This window comes from Nocardiopsis coralli (genome assembly GCF_014892575.1).
GTDB lineage: Bacteria > Actinomycetota > Actinomycetes > Streptosporangiales > Streptosporangiaceae > Nocardiopsis > Nocardiopsis coralli.
Genome location: NZ_JADBGI010000021.1, coordinates 1 through 17,720, shown reverse-complemented (window position 1 = coordinate 17,720; position 17,720 = coordinate 1). Strand labels below are relative to the sequence as shown.

Annotated in this window: 13 protein-coding genes and 1 pseudogene; 7 read left to right on the top strand and 7 right to left on the bottom strand. The window is 70.8% G+C overall.

The window, feature by feature from the left end:
• Nucleotides 1-300: 300 nt before the first annotated feature.
• The gene (gene pdxH, locus IDM40_RS20865) at nt 301-1,008 is read right to left on the bottom strand and encodes a pyridoxamine 5'-phosphate oxidase (RefSeq protein ID WP_193123726.1); all 708 of its coding nucleotides are present in this window, start codon (nt 1,006-1,008) and stop codon (nt 301-303) included.
• 109 nt (nt 1,009-1,117) lie between these two features.
• On the bottom strand, nt 1,118-4,639 hold the full coding sequence (locus IDM40_RS20860) for an ABC transporter substrate-binding protein (RefSeq protein WP_193123725.1): 3,522 nt from the start codon (nt 4,637-4,639) through the stop codon (nt 1,118-1,120).
• Between the two features lie 241 nt (nt 4,640-4,880).
• Here IDM40_RS20860 and serC point away from each other — a divergent pair, with 241 nt between their 5' ends.
• Together serC and IDM40_RS20850 are read left to right on the top strand one after the other, a co-directional pair.
• Nucleotides 4,881-6,011: a phosphoserine transaminase gene (serC, locus tag IDM40_RS20855; protein ID WP_193123724.1), complete on the top strand. Its 1,131-nt coding sequence runs from the start codon at nt 4,881-4,883 to the stop codon at nt 6,009-6,011.
• Between the two features lie 121 nt (nt 6,012-6,132).
• Entirely contained in the window at nt 6,133-7,128 is a 996-nt protein-coding gene (locus tag IDM40_RS20850) for a glycerophosphodiester phosphodiesterase family protein (protein WP_193123723.1), read from the top strand.
• Nucleotides 7,129-7,170: 42 nt separating this feature from the next.
• Here the strand turns inward: IDM40_RS20850 and IDM40_RS20845 are convergent, their stop codons facing one another.
• Nucleotides 7,171-7,851 carry a hypothetical protein gene (locus IDM40_RS20845; RefSeq protein WP_193123722.1) on the bottom strand — a complete coding sequence of 227 codons (681 nt, stop codon included), beginning with the start codon at nt 7,849-7,851 and terminating at the stop codon, nt 7,171-7,173.
• Nucleotides 7,852-7,946: 95 nt separating this feature from the next.
• Between IDM40_RS20845 and IDM40_RS20840 the strand changes: the two are divergent.
• Nucleotides 7,947-8,587 (top strand): annotated as a pseudogene (locus IDM40_RS20840) (transposase family protein).
• 273 nt (nt 8,588-8,860) lie between these two features.
• Here the strand turns inward: IDM40_RS20840 and IDM40_RS20835 are convergent.
• A complete protein-coding gene (locus IDM40_RS20835; RefSeq protein ID WP_193123721.1) occupies nt 8,861-9,925 on the bottom strand; it encodes a hypothetical protein in 1,065 nt (354 codons plus the stop codon).
• Nucleotides 9,926-10,020: 95 nt separating this feature from the next.
• On the opposite strand from IDM40_RS20835, the gene IDM40_RS20830 reads away from it, so the two are divergent.
• Nucleotides 10,021-10,749, top strand: a complete 729-nt coding sequence (locus tag IDM40_RS20830; RefSeq protein WP_193123720.1) for a 3-keto-5-aminohexanoate cleavage protein — start codon at nt 10,021-10,023, stop codon at nt 10,747-10,749.
• Between the two features lie 139 nt (nt 10,750-10,888).
• Here IDM40_RS20830 and thpR read toward each other — a convergent pair whose 3' ends face one another.
• On the bottom strand, nt 10,889-11,479 hold the full coding sequence (thpR, locus tag IDM40_RS20825) for an RNA 2',3'-cyclic phosphodiesterase (protein WP_193123719.1): 591 nt from the start codon (nt 11,477-11,479) through the stop codon (nt 10,889-10,891).
• Between the two features lie 122 nt (nt 11,480-11,601).
• Between thpR and IDM40_RS20820 the strand changes: the two genes are divergently transcribed.
• Complete coding sequence (locus tag IDM40_RS20820) at nt 11,602-12,333, top strand: sulfite exporter TauE/SafE family protein (protein ID WP_193123718.1); 732 nt, start codon at nt 11,602-11,604, stop codon at nt 12,331-12,333.
• 87 nt (nt 12,334-12,420) lie between these two features.
• Here the strand turns inward: IDM40_RS20820 and IDM40_RS20815 are convergent, their stop codons facing one another.
• Complete coding sequence (locus IDM40_RS20815) at nt 12,421-13,905, bottom strand: MFS transporter (RefSeq protein ID WP_235997799.1); 1,485 nt, start codon at nt 13,903-13,905, stop codon at nt 12,421-12,423.
• A gap of 186 nt (nt 13,906-14,091) precedes the next feature.
• Nucleotides 14,092-15,564, bottom strand: coding sequence for an NCS2 family permease (locus tag IDM40_RS20810; protein WP_193123717.1), 1,473 nt, complete (start codon nt 15,562-15,564; stop codon nt 14,092-14,094).
• Between the two features lie 233 nt (nt 15,565-15,797).
• Between IDM40_RS20810 and IDM40_RS20805 the strand changes: the two genes are divergently transcribed.
• Together IDM40_RS20805 and IDM40_RS20800 are read left to right on the top strand one after the other, a co-directional pair.
• On the top strand, nt 15,798-16,097 hold the full coding sequence (locus IDM40_RS20805) for a DUF2530 domain-containing protein (protein WP_193123716.1): 300 nt from the start codon (nt 15,798-15,800) through the stop codon (nt 16,095-16,097).
• A 50-nt stretch (nt 16,098-16,147) separates the two neighbouring features.
• The gene (locus tag IDM40_RS20800; protein ID WP_193123715.1) at nt 16,148-17,644 is read left to right on the top strand and encodes a DUF7059 domain-containing protein; all 1,497 of its coding nucleotides are present in this window, start codon (nt 16,148-16,150) and stop codon (nt 17,642-17,644) included.
• Nucleotides 17,645-17,720: the final 76 nt, after the last annotated feature.

Below are 17,720 nucleotides of genomic sequence, written 5' to 3'. Positions count from 1 at the left end.
GGGGCGTCCGCTGGGCCGCGGGAGCGACCACCGTTGCCCCCAGCATATCGCGGCCCGGGCGTCGTGCATTTCGTGTGGACTCACGATGCGGACACGGTTCCGGGTTGTGAGCCCCTGTGGCGCAAGGGTCCTGTGTCCCGATTCCACACCCCGGGGTGACGAAGGCGGAGGTGCCTGAGGGTCCGCACCCCCGTGCGCAGCGTGCTGGGCGGCACCTCGAACGGGCGTACGGAGCGACCAAGATCACCCTGCCCGGGTCTTCCGGAACGCGGCCCGGCAGGTGCAGGGGGCGACAAAGGCTCAGGGTGCCAGGCGCTCGATCGTCCAGGGGCCGTCCGCGGGGGCGGTGACCGGTTCCGCGTCGGGGCCGCGGTCGGCGTCGGCATCGGCCCCGGCGCGCAGGTAGCGGAAGCGGTCGTGCATCCGGTCGACCCCGCCCTGCCAGAACTCGACCTCCTCCGGGACCAGCCGGAACCCGCCCCAGTAGTCCGGCCGGGGGATGTCGCGGCCCGGCTCCCACACGCTGTCGAACTGCGTGTAGAGGCTCTCGAGCTCCGCGCGGTCGGCCACCGGTGCGGACTGGCGCTCGCTGGCCCAGGCCCCGATGCGGGAGCCGCGCGGGCGGGAGGCGAAGTAGCGGTCGTTCTCCTCGTCGTCGAGGCGTTCCACCCGGCCGGCCATGAGGACCTGGCGGCGGACCGGGTGCCAGGGGAAGACGACGCAGGCGCGGGGGTCGGCCTCCAGGGCGCGCCCCTTGCGGGAGGTGTAGTTGGTGAAGAACCGGATCCCGGCGCTGTCGTAGCCCTTCATGAGCACGGTGCGTCCGCGGGGCATGCCGGACGGTTCGACCGACGACAGCACCATCGCGTTGGGTTCGGGCAGGCCGATGTCGTAGGCCTCCTCGAACCAGAGGTGGAACTGGGTCATGGGGTGGCCGGCCATCGCGGAACGGTGCAGGGGGCGACCGTGGTAGGCCCTCCGCAGGCCGGCGGGGTTCGGGTGCTCCACGCGCTCATCCTCTCTCGCGCGGCACCCGCCGCGTCAACGGGGCCCGCCGGAACCGGGGCCTCGGTGGGCGGGGCGGACCGGGGCGGCGACGGCCCCGGCCCGCCACGGGTCAGGGCTCCCGTTCGAGGTCGGAGGCGCCGGTGTCGATGCAGCCTTCGTCCTCGAGCATCTCGTCGGAGGCGGTCATACCGCAGCTCTCGACCACGTGCTGGTACTCGCCGCCGATCTCCTCCCCCACGAAGACGAGCTGCACCAGGCGGTGCGGGTTCCAGTTGCCCGGCCCCAGGTCCTCCATGCCCAGGTAACCGCTGTTGCCGCTGATCCCGCTCGTGGCGCTGATGCCGGTGTAGATGATCTCCCGGGTCTCCTCGTAGCCCTCCTCGTCGGCGAGGAACCGGGAGGGCGCGCCTCCGACCAGGGTCTGGTCCAGGGACCGGTCGATCACCCGCATCGCGTCGTAGGCGGTGGCGGCGTGGGCGACGGAGGGGAGCTTCTCGTCCTCGTCCTCGTCGTAGAGGTCGTCGATCAGTTCCTGCACGTCGACGTAGAAGGTCGTCGCGTGCGCCTCGGCCGCGGTGTCCTCCCAGGGGGCGCTGGGCACGAGCGGCGTGTAGAAGATCTGCGGCGGTGAGCGCTCGGCGAGGTTCTCCTCCTCGTCGGCGGCGTACTTGCTGATGTCGTCGGCCGCCAGGACGGTGGTCTCCCCTCCCCGGCAGGCGCTGGTGCCCCCGCCCTCGACCACGCTCAGGAACTCGCCGAACTCCTCCGAGCGGCCCGCGTAGTAGAAGAGGTCGGGCGGGTCCTCCTTGCACACCTCCTCGATCTGGTCCCGGACGGTCGGGAGCTCGCCCGTGCCCGTCTCGTCGTAGTAGAGGATCCCGCCGCCCTGATCACCGGGCAGGGCCCGGCCCTCGGGCGGCGACCAGGGTTGTCCGCCCCCGGCCTCGTACTCCTCCATGAAGCGGTGGGCGAGGTCGGGGCCGTACTGTTCGAGGTCCCCGCCGTCTCTCGCCACCCGGGCGTTGGCGATGACCGCGGCGTTGCCGACCGGCTCCATCGTGATCTGCTGCCCGTGGCGGACGGTCGAGGCGCCCTCCAGCGCCCAGTTCGCGGCCTGGGCGGCGAGCCGGCTGTTCGAGGGCGCGATGGGGAAGAAGTACGGGCTGCGCGGTTGGTCCGGGCCTCCGGCGGCCACGTCGTCGAAGGTGGCGGTGGTCCCGATCACGGGGATCCGGGCCGTGCTCATGCGCTGGATCGCCTCGCTGTTGGGCGCGACGCTCTGCCCGAACCCGAGCGCGACGATCGGCCGGTCCATGCCCAGGGACTCGTCCTCGGCCCGCTCCACGATCTGGTCGGCGACGTCGGGGGCGTGTTCCCAGTTGCGGCCCCCGTTGCCGATGAGGAGCTTGATCCGCAGCCCCTTCGAACCGTTGCGGCCGGCGAACTCGTTGTGCTGGGCCTGGCGCATCGCCATGCCGACGAGCTCCCCCTGCACCCCGGCCATGTTGTAGGTGTCGTGGCCGGGGGTGTCGAGCTCGCCCAGGTAGGCGACGGTGACGTAGGGGGCACCGCTGTCGTCGACCGCGGCGTTCTGCCGCTCGATGCGTTGGCTGACCTCCTCGAGGCGGTCGTCGAAGACGAAGTCTCCGTAGGTCAGCCCCACACAGGCACTGTTGTCACCGTCCGCCACGGTCGTGATGCCCTCCGGGACGAGGAGCCCGTCGTCGACGCACTCGAAGGTCTGCTGCACCACCGGCGGCAGCGCGAAGAGGACGACGAGCACGAGCGCACCCGCCCCGGCGCCCCACAGTCCGGTCAGAGCCGGGGCGGTGAGGACGCGGGTGGGGGCGGAGGCGTCCCCGACGGCTTCCTCCGGGAAGGGGCCGACCGTGCTGCGCAGGAGCCGGCTGGGCCCGAGCGCTCCGGCCGATTGCCGGGCCCGTGTCCAGGAACGCAGCGAGGGCACCTCGGGCTTGTGGCCGACGGCCTCCGGGAGGGTCGTGTACCGGGCGGGGTCGGGTTCCCCTTCCACCACGGAGGCGGTCCCGCGGCCCCTGACCTGGACCAGGACGAGGGGATCGGGGTAGGCGCGCCGCAGCCGTTCGTCCTCGATCAGCTGCACGAAGTAGGCGGTCACACGGTCCGCGCCGTCGGCGTCGAAGACCAGGACCGGACGCCGGTCGCGCCCCCTGCGCGGTCGGGGGTAGCGGCGGCCGGAGACCCCGTAGGCGTGGTGGAGGTCGTCCAGGAAGGCGTTGACCGCCAGCCGGTGCACCGCCGGGGGTTCGGCCCCTCCCCGGATCTCGCCCGTGCGCTCCCGGTCCGTGCTCAGCCGGCTCAACACGTGCGTGCCACGGCTGCGGTGGTCGCCGGCCGCGTTCTGGTCCTTGCTGGGGTCCCAGTCCATGTACCGGTGGTGGTTGAGCCAGGCGTAGGGCAACCACGGGCGGCGGATGCACAGCAGCAGGCCGAGAAAACCGAACGCGAGGAGCACGGCGCCGCCCAGCACGACCGCGTTGTCGAACGCGGCGGCGCCGGCCACCACGAAACCGACGGGCACGGAGGTCAGGACGGAGCTGCCGTACCCGACCGGGGTGAAGACGGCGTCGTCCAGCTTGTCGAACTTGGCCCGCACGCCCAACCACGCGAGCAGGTCGAGCAGGGGTGAGGCGCGCTTGACCAGGTTCCGGCGCGCCACGACCCGGGCCGCCCGCCGCCGGGCCCGTGCGGCCGCACGGATCTCGTCGGTCCCGCCCTCGCGCCGGGCCCTCTTGAGTTCGGAATCGGCCTGCTCGAGCCGCCTCCTGGCATGGTTCAGACGGACCGCGCGCAGGCGTCCGACGACCTCGGCGTGGGTCCTGCTCTCCTGCCACTGTTCGGCGTCGCCGCCGGTCGTGACCGCCGTGCCCCCGCTGTCCCGGCTGCCGGAGCTCTCGTTCTGTTTGGCGCCGCCCTCCACGGCCGCGTAGTCGCTGCGGTAGAGCCAGAGCAGGGAACGCAGGTGGGCGAAGCGCGGGGGCGGAGGGACCTTGCGTCCCCGCCTGCGCCGCGGGGCCTCGGGCCAGGCGAACCCCTCCTCGACCAGTTCCTCCAGCAGGCGGTAGAGCTCGTCGGTGGTCGCGTGCGGGGGTTCGGCGGGCGCGGAGGAACCGGGGGCGGTCTCGGGGGGACGGGGACGGGACTGCGGGGCGCCGCGGTCGCGGGTCCGCCTGCGCAACCATCCCCGGCGCGGGCGCCGGACCGTGTCGCGGCCGTACACCCCGCGCGGATCGGGGGCGGGTTCCCGGTCGGCGGCTGCGGCCTCGCTGTCGGCGGGGGTGTGGTCGGGCGCGATCTCCCAGACCGGGTGTGTGCCGCAGCGGAGCACCAGGGCGCGACGTACCCGCTCGCGGTCCTCGGGCCGTTCGACCTCGACGTCCAGGACGGGCGGGGGTTCGGCGAGGTCCCCGCGCTGCCATCCGTCGCGGCGGGGCGGTGGGAGCCGCGAGGCGGCCTTGCGTTCCATGCGCCGTTGGAGGCGGTGCAGCCTGCGTTCGGGGCGCGTGCGGAGCTCGTCGAAGACCCGGTTGACCTCTGCGCCGGCGCGGCCCGGCGGCGTCGGCTCCGGGGTTCCGGAATCCTGTTGTGACATCTCTGGGCCTCTCCATGGGGGGCTTCGGGTCCCAGGAGCTGCCCCATTAGACACCACAAAGACGCCCGAGTTAAGGGGTTTCGGCACAATTGCGGTGGCCCGTACCGGCCAGGGACCCGAGAAAGGGAGCGTGTCCTGTGTGATCAACGTTCACTTCACACCGGCTCACCTCCCATCACACTGTTTCACGTGCTGAAATGCGACCCCTGGGCCCCTCGCGACCGGCGCCGCCACTACTCTGGTGGGCGTGACCGACGAGATTGAGATCCCCGCGAACCTGTTGCCCGCCGACGGCCGATTCGGCAGCGGCCCGTCCAAAGTCCGTACCGCCCAGCTCGACGCGCTGGCCTCCTCCGGTGCGACCTACATGGGCACCTCTCACCGGAAGAAGCCGGTGAAGTCCCTCGTGGGCCGCGTGCGCGAGGGCGTGCGCGACCTCTTCTCCCTGCCGGAGGGCTACGAGGTCGTCCTCGGCAACGGCGGCACGACCGCGTTCTGGGACATCGCCGCCCACGGCCTGATCCGCCAGAAGTCGCAGCACCTGTCCTTCGGTGAGTTCTCCAGCAAGTTCGCCAAGGTCGCCCAGGGCGCCCCTTGGCTGTCGGAGCCCACCGTCATCGCCACCGACCCCGGCACGCACGGCGCACTGTCCGCCGAGGCCGGCGTGGACGCCTACGCGCTCACCCACAACGAGACCTCCACCGGTGTGGCCGCGCCCATCGCGCGCCCGGCCGGCGCCGACGAGGACTCCCTCGTGCTCGTCGACGCCACCAGCGGCGCCGGCGGCCTGCCCGTCGACATCTCCGAGACCGACGTCTACTACTTCGCCCCGCAGAAGAGCTTCGCCTCCGACGGCGGCCTGTGGATCGCCGTCATGTCCCCGCGCGCGATCGCCCGCGCCGAGGAGATCGCCGCGTCCGGCCGCTACGTCCCGGAGTTCTTCTCCCTCGAGACCGCGATCTCGAACTCGCGCAAGGACCAGACCTACAACACCCCGGCCGTGGCCACGCTCCTGCTCCTGGCCGAGCAGCTCGAGTGGATGAACGGCAACGGCGGCCTGAAGTGGGCCGTGGACCGCACCCACGAGTCCTCGTCGATCCTCTACAACTGGGCCGACCGGACCGAGTTCACCGCGCCGTTCGTCACCGACCCGGCGCAGCGCTCGCAGGTCGTGGGCACCATCGACTTCGACGACTCCGTCGACGCCGCCGCCATCGCGCAGGCCCTGCGCGCCAACGGCGTCGTGGACACCGAGCCCTACCGCAAGCTCGGCCGCAACCAGCTCCGCGTCGCGACCTTCCCCGCGGTGGAGCCCAGCGACGTCGACGCCCTCACGCAGTGCATCGACTTCGTGGCGGCCAAGCTGGCCTGATCACACCGCCGCGGGCGAACGGCCCCGCGGAGGTCCGCGGCGTTGCACAATGGTGGCCGGTCCCTGCGAGGGGCCGGCCACTCCCCTTTTCGCAGGCTCTGAGCTACCAGGACGGTCGACTGTGCGCAGGAACAAGAAGGAACCCCCGATCAAGATCATCTCCCACCGGGGCGCGTCGGGTCACCGGCCCGAGCACACCCTCGCCTCCTACGAGCTGGGGGCCCGCCACGGGGGCGACTTCATCGAGATGGACCTCGTCTCGACCAGCGACGGCGCGCTGATCTGCCGGCACGAGCAGGAGATCGGCGACACCACGGACGTGGCCGAGCGCCCCGAGTTCGCCGACCGCCGCACCACCCGCACCGTCGACGGGCGCGAGACGGAGGGGTTCTTCGCCCAGGACTTCACCCTCGAGGAGATCCGGACCCTGCGCGCCGTCGAGCGCATGCCGAAGGTGCGCCCGGAGAACGCGGTGATGGACGGCACCTACGGGATCCCGACGCTGCGCGAGGTCATCGAGCTCGCGAAGTCGCTCACCAAGGAGCTGGGGCGGCCCATCGGGATCTACCCGGAGACCAAGCACCCGGCGTACCACGTGGCGCAGGGTCTGGAGCTGGAGCCGACGCTGATCGCCGAGCTGCGGGAGGCCGGGCTGCACGGGGAGGAGCCCGAGGTCCCGGTGTTCCTGCAGTCCTTCGAGGCCGAGAGCCTGCGCAAGCTCGCCGACACCGGGCTCCCGCTGGTCTACCTGATGGGCACCGAGGAGAGCTGGCTGCACTACACGACGCCGGACGGCCTCGCCGAGGTCGCGTCGTTCGCGCACGCGATCGGCCCGCACAAGAGCCTGGTCATCGGCACCGACGACGAGGGGAACCTGGGCGAGGCCACCGATCTGGTCGAGGACGCGCACGAGGCGGGGCTGCTGGTGCACCCGTTCACGTTCCGCAGCGAGAACCACTTCCTGCCCGCGAACCTGCGCTCGGAGGGGGCGAACACCGAGTACGGGGGTTTCGCCGCCGAGTACGAGGCCTTCTTCGAGGTGGGCGTCGACGGGGTCTTCACCGACTTCTCCCGCCACGCCTTCCTCGCACGCGAGTTCTTCCTCGACCCGCGGTGACGCTTCCGGGCGCCGGCCCGAGGGGGACGGCGCCCGGAGGGCTCAATGCCGGCGCCAGCCGTGGGGGCGGTGGAAGACCATGCTGATGTTGGAGGACGGAACAGGACTGTCGCTCCATGTCGGCAATGCCACGCCTTGCCGAACAACCAGGACGGGAGCGTCGAGGCCACCCCCGAAGCCTTCCCAGTACGCCAGACGCCGAGGGTTCTCCCGCTCCGAGTCCGGAACTGACCACTCATTCCCGGGTGGCACGGGGAACCCGGGTCGCCCCGCAACACCCACACCGGTCGGCTCACCGGCTGCTGCCACGGCGTGGGCCAGGTAGGCCTCCCACCGCTCCGCCACCTCGCCCAACACTCGGTCACGATCATCAGAACTGTTGGATCCGGCTCTCATCAAGCCGCGCGTCACAGCGTTCACAGGCGCCCACGTACCGTCCGAATGGAACTCGAACACGCTCCCATGCCGGGTCTCCACCTCAAGCTGCCGCTGCAACTCCACCGGCTTCCACCCGTACCGCGACAGCCACGCGTCTAGCTCGGCACCACCATTCGGCGGTCCGTTCCACACACTGGGCCAGTCGACCTTCAGCCAGTCGGCCAGCTCTCCACCGAACACCTCAGGCGACACTGAAAATTCGATATTCACTACTCCACCCTCTTCAGTCACACGCGCAAACCACGACATATATTGAGCCTTTTTCATCTTGAGGGTGGAGGTCACAGCCTCGTACCGGAGTGTGGAAACCACCCATGACAGCAAGAAGCCCCTGGTAGGTGGGTTAACGACGAAGAAAACCTGCCACACCAGAGGCCCTGATGCTGTTCTACCCTGCCGCACTGCCCTTGTCATCTCGGACGTTGAACCTGGCCGCCCGCGTGATCCGCGTCCACCGCAAGAACACCAGCTCCCGATGGCGGCGCTTGGACCCCGCGCAGCAGGCCTTGCTGGTGCTGGTCCACCTGTACAAGGGCCAAGCGTTGTGCCAGGTCGCTGCCGGCTTTCGCGTTGGCACCGCAACCGCCTGGCGCTATGTGCGCGAGACCACGCGCCTGCTGGCCGCCAGGGCCCCACCCACGAACAAGGGCTGCGCCGTGCACACCGCCAAGGCTGGGCCCTCGTGATCGTGGACGGCACCCTCATCGCCTGCGACCGCCTCAAAGCCGACCGCCCGTTCCACTCGGGCAAGCACAAAAGACACGGGATGAACATCCAGGTGGTGGCCGCACCCGACGGCGAACCGCTGTGGACCTCCTGGTCGCTGCCCGGGGCGGTGCACGACACCAAGGCGGCCCGGGTGTGGAAGATCGCCGAGCGCATCAAGACCTCAGGTCTGATCGGGCTGGGCGACAAGGGCTACGTCGGCTTGTCCGAGGTGCGCCGCCTACGCTGCTGCCCACAACGGGCAGGCGAGATCACCCGAGCCGTACTCGTACTTCAGCTCCAAGAAGCAAGATGAAAAAGGCTCAGTGATCGCCGCGCTGATCTTCGGGAAATCCGGAACCTGGCCGTGATCTGTCTGCATGTCCTCTCGTCCCTGATGAGGTAGCGAAATGCGATTCCGGGTACTCGACCCGGTCCCGCCACGTGGAGCAGGGATTCGGGATATGGAGAACGGACACGCTCTCCTCGATCCCGTCTCACAGAACTGTGACTACGTGTGTGGCCGATTTGTTCGGGACGAAGAGCAATCCAACCCACGGCTCTGCGAACCGTCCGCCCGTCGGGCATGTCAGGACCGGCGGGCGAGCCACACCACGGCGGCGATGAGGGCCCCGGCGACGACGGCGCCGCCGGCGATGGGCAGCAGGGGTGAACCCTCGTCGTCCTCGGGCTCGGACTCGGCCTCCTCCGGGGAGGCGTCGTCGTCGCCGTCGGCGAGCTCGGCGTCCTCCTCGCTCAGGAACTCCTCGGCCAGCGGGACCCGCCACACGGGCGAGTGCTCTCCCTCGGTGCCGGCCATGAGCGCGGTGCCGTCGGGGGTGAAGGCGATCGACTCGCCCTGCTCCATCTCCGGCAGGTCGAAGGAGCCCAGCGCGTCGCCGGGCACGCCGTCGGTGGAGTCGTAGACCGTGGCGCCCCAGTAGGTCCGGATCACGTACCGGGTCCCGTCGGGGTGGAACGCGGCGTCGGTCGCGAACAGGGGCGCCGAGTCGATCCGCTCCAGCGTGTTCTCGCCCTCGGGCTCGAGCTCCTCGGGTGCTGCGTACAACCCGCCGGAGAACTCCTTCGAGGCGATGTAGAGGCGCCCGTCGCGCGGGTCGATCATCATCGACTCCGCGTCGCGCCCGCCGTCCTCGTAGGCGAGCGTGAGGGTCGTGGGGTCGACGGTCGCGTCGGCGAGGGTCTCCGGTTCGGGGAACCGGTACACGCGGATGTCGGGCCACCCGCCGTCGAAGTTGTCGCCGATGTCGCCGATGTGGATCTGCGGCTGCCCGTCGGGGCCCTCCGCGACGGTGACGGCCTCCCAGTCGCGCAGTTCCGTGTTCAGGGTGAGGGTCGCGAGCGTTTCGCCGTCCTCGTCGACGGCGTACACGTGGGGTTCGTGCAGCCCGCTGTCGTTGTGGGTCCACCACACGCCCTCGTGCAGAAGGGACGGGGCGATCCCGCTGGACTCGGAGATCCGCGAGTCCTGGAACTCGAACGCGACCTCGGAACCCTCGGGCGGTTCACCCCCGCGGGGGTAATCGGGCCCTTCCTCCCCCGGCTCGTCGGGCACGTCGGCGTCGGCCCACACCGGGAGGGCGGGACCGAGCGCGAGGGCGACGGCTGCGGCGAGCGCGAGGGTGGTTCTCATGGACGCCATCCTGCCAGGACGGTGCGGGCGGGGGTGGCTTGCGTGCGGGTGCGAGCGGGCACATTCGGCATTACGGACACGCTGAGGAGAGTCCCATGAGGATCGTCGCCTGTCTCAACGGGGACCGCCGTCCCGGCTCCCACCCCGCCCTTCCGGTCTCGCTCGACCAGATGGTGCAGGACGCCCACTCCGCGGTGGAAGCGGGCGCGACCGACCTGCACGTACACCCGCGCGGCCCGGGCGGGGCGGAGTCCTTGGACCCGCAGGTGGTGGGTTCGCTCATGGAGCGCCTGCGCGACGACGGCCCACAGGTCCCGGTGTCGCTGACCACGGCGCTCTCGGCCGAGTCCGACCCGGTGCGCCGCTACGACCTGGTGCAGCGGTGGGCGTCGCCGGTCCTGCCGGACTCGGTGACGGTGAACCTGCACGAGGCGGGGTCGGTGGACCTGGTGCACCTGCTGCACGACCGCCGGGTGGACGTGGAGGCGGGCCTGTGGACGGTCGACGCCGCACGCATCCTGGTGGCGACGGGGATCCCGGTGTCGGCGGTGTTGATCGAGCCCACGCAGGTGCAGGTCGGGGACGCGCGCCGCAACGCCGACACGATCGTGGCGCTCCTGGACCGGGCGGAGGACCGGCGCCCGCGCATGCTGCACGGCGCCGACGCGACGGCGTGGCCGCTGTTGGAGGCGGCGCTGGCGGCGGGGATGGACGTGCGCATCGGGTTGGAGGACACCCTGCGCCTGCCCGACGGCGAGGAGGCACAGGACAACGCCGACCTGGTGGCCCGTGCCGCGGAGATGGCCTCGGCGAACGCGGCCTGAACAGGATCGGCGCGGGCTCAGCGGGTCCCCCGCAGGCGGCGGCCTCAGTCGAGCAGGGCGCCGAGCACCACGAGCAGCATGATGGAGCCCAGCACCACTGGCAGCAGCCAACGCTGCTTGCGGTTGTTGGTCAGCATGCTCATGACGTGCCCCGCTCCGGTGACCGGCCATTGTCCGTACCCCAGAGTAAGGGGCAGGTGAGGGCGGTCCGATAACGGGTACCCGAACCCGGAACGCTCTCCACCAGGTCGGCCCGGGAGGCGCTCCATCCCAGGTGGGGCAGGTTTCCGAGCTCCTCCACGGTGGCGCCGAGATCGCGCGGGGGACGGCTGCGGGCGACCGTGATGTGCGGCACGTACGGGCGGGCGTCCGTCTCCACCCCGGCTTCCCTGGCGGCCCGGCGCAGGTCCCCGACCAGGTCGGCGAGGCCTTGTGTGTCTCCCCCGACCCCCGCCCACAGCACCGAGGCGCCCGCCCCCTGCTGCGGGAAGGTGCCCCAGCCGTCGAGTTCGAGGTCCAGCGGCGGGTGCGCGGCCGCCGCCCGTTGCAGCGCGGGGCCCAGCACCGCCAGGTGATCGGGGCCGACGTCGCCGAGGTAGACCAGGGTCAGGTGCCAGTGCTCGGGGGCGACCCACCGGAGCCGGGGTTCGTGGCGGCGGCCGCGTCGGACGGCATCCCGCAGGGCGTCGACGGCGTGCGTCGGCAGGGCGAGTGCGGTGAACAGGCGCATGGGTCCGGTCTTCCCCCTCGGGTTGTCGGAGTACCGACCGGGCGGTAAGGTCCCTGGGTCCGGCCGTGGAACCTGCCCTGAGCTGGACTTTCTTTCCCCCGTTCCCGACCCGGAGTCCTCCTGTGCTCGAGCTCGCCGCCGTCTTCGCCGCCCTGACCGCCGCCTCCCTGGTGCGGATCACGGCCGGTTTCGGCTACTCGTTGGTCTCGGTGCCGCTGATGGCGCTGCTGATCGACCCGGTGACGGCCGTGGTGATCGCGGCGGTCACGGCGGTGCCGCTCAACCTGTGGGTGGCGGTGCGCGACCGGGCCCACGCCCACCGCAAGCTCTCCCCGCTGCTGCTGGTGTCGGCGGTGGCCGGGGTCCCGTTCGGGCTGTGGGTGATCAACGTGGTCGACGAGCGGACCCTGTTGATCGTGATCGCCGCGGTGATCGTGGTGAGCACGGTGCTGATCTGGTTCCGTGCCCGGATCCCGGGCGGGACACCGGCGGTCGCGGGGATGAGCGTGCTCTCGGGCGCCTCGTTCTCGGCGACCGCGATCGACGGGCCGCTGCTGGTCGCGGGGCTCCAGGGCTCCAAGTACGGGGACCTGTCGCCCCGGACCCAGCGCGCGACCCTGAGCGTGACCTTCTCGGCGACGAGCGTGGCGACGATGATCGGCTTCGGGCTGACCGGCCAGCTCACCGCCCAGGTCGGGATGGCGGTGCTGGTCGGGGTGCCCGCGATGGTGCTGGGCACCGTCGCGGGCGAACGTGTCTTCCGCCGGATGGACGCCGAGTGGTTCCGCCGCGCGGTGCTCGCGTTGATGGTGGTCAGCTCGGTGTCGATCATGACGCGGGTGGTCACGGCCTGACCCGTACGGTCGTCCACACGCCGCCGAGGGCCCTCGGGGCGGGCCCGCGCCCAGGGCCGACACGTGCGGCACGGCGCGGGCGTCCCGTCATCCCCGGCGTGCGTCCTCCGAGGTGCGTGTGCCGTCCGTGGCGGGCTCCGTGGCGTGCGGGGCACGCACGGGTTCCGCACGCGGGACGGGTGTTCCGTCGGTGTCCTCCGCGACCGGGGCCTCCGGTTCGGTGCGTTCGGACCGGCCCGCTTCCGCGGACGCGCCGTCGGACTTCTCCTCCGCGCCCGAGGGCTCCTCGGCCTCCTCGACGGCTTCGGACCGCTCCGGCGGACGCCCCTCGTCGATGCGCGCGTGCACGAACAGGTCCCGCAGGGTGATCCCCTTGGCCCAGCGCAGCGCCAGCGTGAGCACCGCGACCACGACGACGGTGACCGACCCGCCGATGACCATGCTCGTTCCGGGACCGAACGCGTCGGCCAGGAACCCCACGACCGGGGCGCCGAGCGGGGCCACACCCATGAACACCAGCAGGAACATGCTCATCACACGACCGCGCATCTGCGGATCGACGCTGAGCTGGAACGTGGCGTTGAGCGTGGTCACGAACGTCATGAAGGCCACGCCCATGGGCACCAGCACCACGACGAAGGCCAGGTAGGACGGCATGAAACCGGCCAGGGCCTGCAGCATCCCGAAGACCATCGCGCCCACGAGGACCAGCCGCAGGTGGGGGCGTTCGCGGCGTGCGGCGAGCAGGGCGCCGGCGAGCGAACCGACGGCCAGGCACGCGGCGGCCCACCCGAAGGCGTCGGCGCCGGTCTCGAAGACGTTGTTGACCATGAGCGCGAGCTGGTTCTGCACGTTGGCGCCGAAGAACTGCGTACACGCGGCCAGCACGAGCAGAACGACAAGGTCGCGACGGGACGCGATGTAGGCGAGGCCCTCGCGGATCCGGCCCTTGCCGCCGGAGGCGCGCTCGGTACGGTTGAGCTCGGAGGTACGGATCAGCGCCAGCGCGAGGATCGTGAACCCGAACGAGGCGCCGTTGATGAGGAACACGGGCCCGCTGCCGACCCAGGCGATGAGGAGCCCGGCGATGGCGGGGCCGGTGACGCGGCCGAGCTGGAAGCTGGCGCTGTTGAGCGCGATCGCGTTGGTCAGGTGGTCGCGGCCGACCATCTCCGGCACGAACGACTGCCGTCCGGGGTTGTCGACGACGGTGACCATGCCGAGCCCGAACGCGAACAGGTACACGTGCCAGACCTCGGCGGCGCCGGCGGTGGCGAGGACGCCCAGGCCGACGGCGAGCACGGCCATGGCGCTCTGAGTGGCGATGAGCAGGCGGCGTTTGTCGAGGCGGTCCACGAGCGCGCCGCCCACGAGGCCGAACAGGAGCATCGGCAGGAACTGCAGGGCGGTGGTGAGACCGAGTGCGATGCCGCTGCCGCCGCTGAGCTGGAGCACGAGCCAGTCCTGGGCGATGCGCTGCATCCAGGTGCCCGGGTTGGAGAGCAGCTGGCCCGCGGCGTACAGGCGGTAGTTGCGTACGGCCAGGGAGCGGAACATGGTGACACGCTTCAACAGTCCCTCCCCACCTCTCGGGTCTGGTGGGGAGGGACTGTCGTGCGTGCGGCGGTCCCGGGTCGCGGTCCCGCATCAAGTAAACGGCGTTGACTCATCTTCCGGAACAACGCCGTCCACCCGCCCCGGCATTCCCGCAGCGGGTCGCCACGGGCAATCCGGGGGAGATCGGGTGGTTCGTCCGGATCAGCCGATGAGGGCGTAGATGGGCGCCTCGGCGAAGTGGATGAGGAAGACCAACGCGATGAGCCACATGAGCGGGTGCACCTGGCGCCCGCGGCCCATCACCAGGCTCACGAAGGTGTAGGCCAGCAGGCCGAAACCGATGCCGTTCGCGATCGAGTACGTGAACGGCATCATGATGATCGCCATGAACGAGCCCATGCCGATGGCCGGGTCGCTGAAGTCGACGTTGGTCACCTGACTCATCATCATGAACCCGACGATGACCAGCACCGGGGTGGCGGCCTCGAAGGGGATCAGCTCGACCAGCGGCGTGAACAGCGTGGCGAACATGAACATGGCGCCGGTGACGATCGGGGCGATACCGGTCCGGGCCCCCTCACCGACACCCGCTGCGGACTCGGCGTAGAGCGTGGCGACCGAGGCCGAACCCAGACCGCCGAGGATCGTGCCGGCGGAGTCGGCGACCAGCACCTCGCGGGTGCCCTCGATGTTGCCGTCCTCGTCGGCGAGGTCGCCCTGGTGTGCGACGCCGACCATGGTGCCCATGGTGTCGAAGAAGTCGGCGAGCAGCAGGGTGAAGATCAGCATGACGACGGTGGCCAGGCCGACGTCGGACCAGCGCTCGACGATGTTGAAGCCGCCGTCGGCGAACAGGCCGATCAGGCTGAAGTCGGGCAGCGCGACGAACTCGCCGATGCTCGTCGGCAGGCTGGGCGACTCGCCCAGGCTCCAGCCGAGACCGTTGGCACCGTCGCCGATCACGGTCTCGATGGCGATGGCGGCCATGGTCGCCACCGCGATACTGATGAGCAGGGCGCCCTTGACCTGGCGGGCGTAGAGGGCGACGGCGACGAGCAGGCCCAGCACGAAGACGACGATCGGCCACCCGTTGAGGCTGCCGTCAGCGCCCAGCTGGAGGGGGACACCCTCGTCGGGCGGGGGCGACTGGATGAAGCCGGCGTTGACGAGGCCGACAAAGGTCAGGAACAGACCCACGCCGACGGCGATGCCGATCTTGAGCCCGGGGGGCACGGCGGCGAACACGGCGGTGCGGAACCCGGTGAGCACCAGGATCAGCAGCAGGACGCCTTCGATGATCACCAGCAGGAACACGTCCGCCCACGGCATGAGCGGGGCGACCCCGTAGGCGACGATCGCGTTGAGCCCCATGCCGGCGGCGATCGCGAAGGGGTAGCGGCTGACCACACCCATGAGCACACAGGAGATCGCGCCGACCAGGGCGGTCATGGCGGCGACGCCGGGGATGCCCAGGGTCTCGCCGTTGACGTCCTCCGCCGTCCCGATGATGAGGGGGTTGAGGACCACGATGTAGGCCATGGCGAAGAAGGTCGCCAGGCCGCCGCGGATCTCCGTTCCGAGGGTGGACCCGCGCTCGGTGATGCGGAAGTAGCGGTCGATGGCTCCGCGGGGTGCGGCGGAGGTATCGCTCGGGGGTGGTGTGGGTGCGTTCACGTCTTCACTCTGACCTGGTCGTGTTAGAGGACATCACGGACTCTGCGCAAGATTAGTTGCACCTTCGCACAACAACAGGCACAGGTTGCACAGAGGTTTCATAGAAATCACCGAATGGTCGGCTCAACGCTACGAACGGTGTGACCAAGGCATCAACCGGACAGACCGCTTGCGGGTGCCCGGGGTCCTCCGCCCCACTCCCTGCCTTCGCACCCGGGCGATAACCTGGATCCGTGCGCAAACCTCGCCAACCAGACCCGGAAGTCCACGAGAGCGACTACCGCGTGCCCGCCGCCATGGGCACGCTCGCCTGGACCGTGGCGCTGGTCGTTCTGATCGCCATGGGCGACGGCATCCCCGAGTCCGAGCGGTGGTGGATCGGCGTGTGCCTGACCGGGATCGCCCTGGGGGTCTTCGGGTTCCTGTACATCCCCCGCCTGCTCCGCAAACGCTCCGACGCCGGGGACGAGACCGGCGAGGAGACCACCGACACCGCCGCGACCAGTACGGACACCGCCCCCGAGAGGCCCTGAGCCCGTCCGGCAGTCGGTTCCGGTCCCTCACCTGGCCGATAATGGGGCACGTGTCTGAGACAGAATTCCCGCGCGGCCTCGCCGACCGCCTGCGTGGCATCCTGATCGACGCCGACTACACGGTGTCCGGGGTCCGCGACCGGCTCGGCGACGCCGCCGCCCGCGCCCTGGCCCGTGAAGAACTGGTGCCTGCCATGCGCGCCACCGGCGGGGACGAACGGCTCGGACTGCTGCTGCGTCTGTGGTGGCTGCAGTCGCCCATCCCCGAGCGCGCCGCCCGCACGATCCTGCCCGTGGAGGAGCTGGCCGAGGCAGGCCTGGTCACCGTCGAGGAGGGCGAGCGCGGACGTGTCGTGCGCGCGCTCGTGCACCTGGGCCCGTGGGAGCTCGAGGAGGGCCGCCCCGGTTTTGTGGTCTCCGACCCCAAGGTGCGCCCCGGCAGCGGCGCCGTGCCCCGGCCCGACCATGTCGTCGGTGCCGGGAACGCCTCGGCGACGCTGTCCCGGCTCATCGTCGACGGCCCTTTCGACCGCGCCCTCGACCTGGGCACAGGCTGCGGCGTGCAGGCCCTGCACCTGGGATCACGCGCCCGCGAGGTGACCGCGACCGACCTCAACCCGCGGGCCGTGCGCCTGGCCGGGATCAGCCTGGCGCTGTCGGGGATGTCCGACGCGCGCCTGCTGGAGGGTTCCCTCTACGAACCGGTGACCGACGAGCGCTTCGACCTCATCGTGTCCAACCCGCCGTTCGTGATCACCCCGGAGGCCTCCCGGTACACCTACCGCGAGTCCGATCTCCCGGGTGACGCGGTCTGCGCGGAGCTGGTGCGCGGCGCCCCGGCCCACCTCACCGACGGCGGCTGGTGCCAGATCCTCGCGAACTGGGTGCACGCCGACGGCGACGACTGGGAGGACCGCGTCGGCGGCTGGGTCGCCGGGACGGGCTGCTCGGGCTGGGTGGTCCAGCGCGACGTGCAGGACCCCGCCGAGTACGTGGAACTGTGGTTGCGCGACTCCTGCGAGCACGGCACCGCCGAGTACACCCGCCGCTACGACGCCTGGCTGGACTACTTCGAGCGCGAGGGCATCAAGGGCATCGGTTTCGGCTGGATCAGCCTGCGCAACGACGCCGCCCAGGACGCGACCGTGCGCGTGGAGGAACTGCGGCACGAGATCGAGCAGCCGGTCGGCCCCTACCTGCCCGAGGTCGTCAACGGTGCGATGACCGCGCACCGGCTCACCGACGCCGCGCTGTTGTCGGCGCACGTGTCACTGGCGCCGGGTGTGGTCGAGGAACGGGTGAGCCGTCCGGGAGCCCCCGACCCCGAGAAGATCGTGCTGCGCCAGCGCGACGGTCTGCACCGCGTCGCACGGGTGGGCACCGTCGAGGCCGCGCTGGCGAGCGTGTGCGACGGGACGATGCCCGTGGGACCGCTGCTGGACGCGATCGCCGAACTCATGGGTGAGGACTCCGCGACGATCCGCGAGCGTACGCCCGACGCGCTGCGGACCCTCATCTCGGAAGGGTTCTTCCAGGTCTCGCGGTAGGAGGATCTTGCTACTGGAGCCAGTATCGGCGCTGAAGTCGGCTCTGGTAGCAAGATCTACTGGGGATCATGGTGGG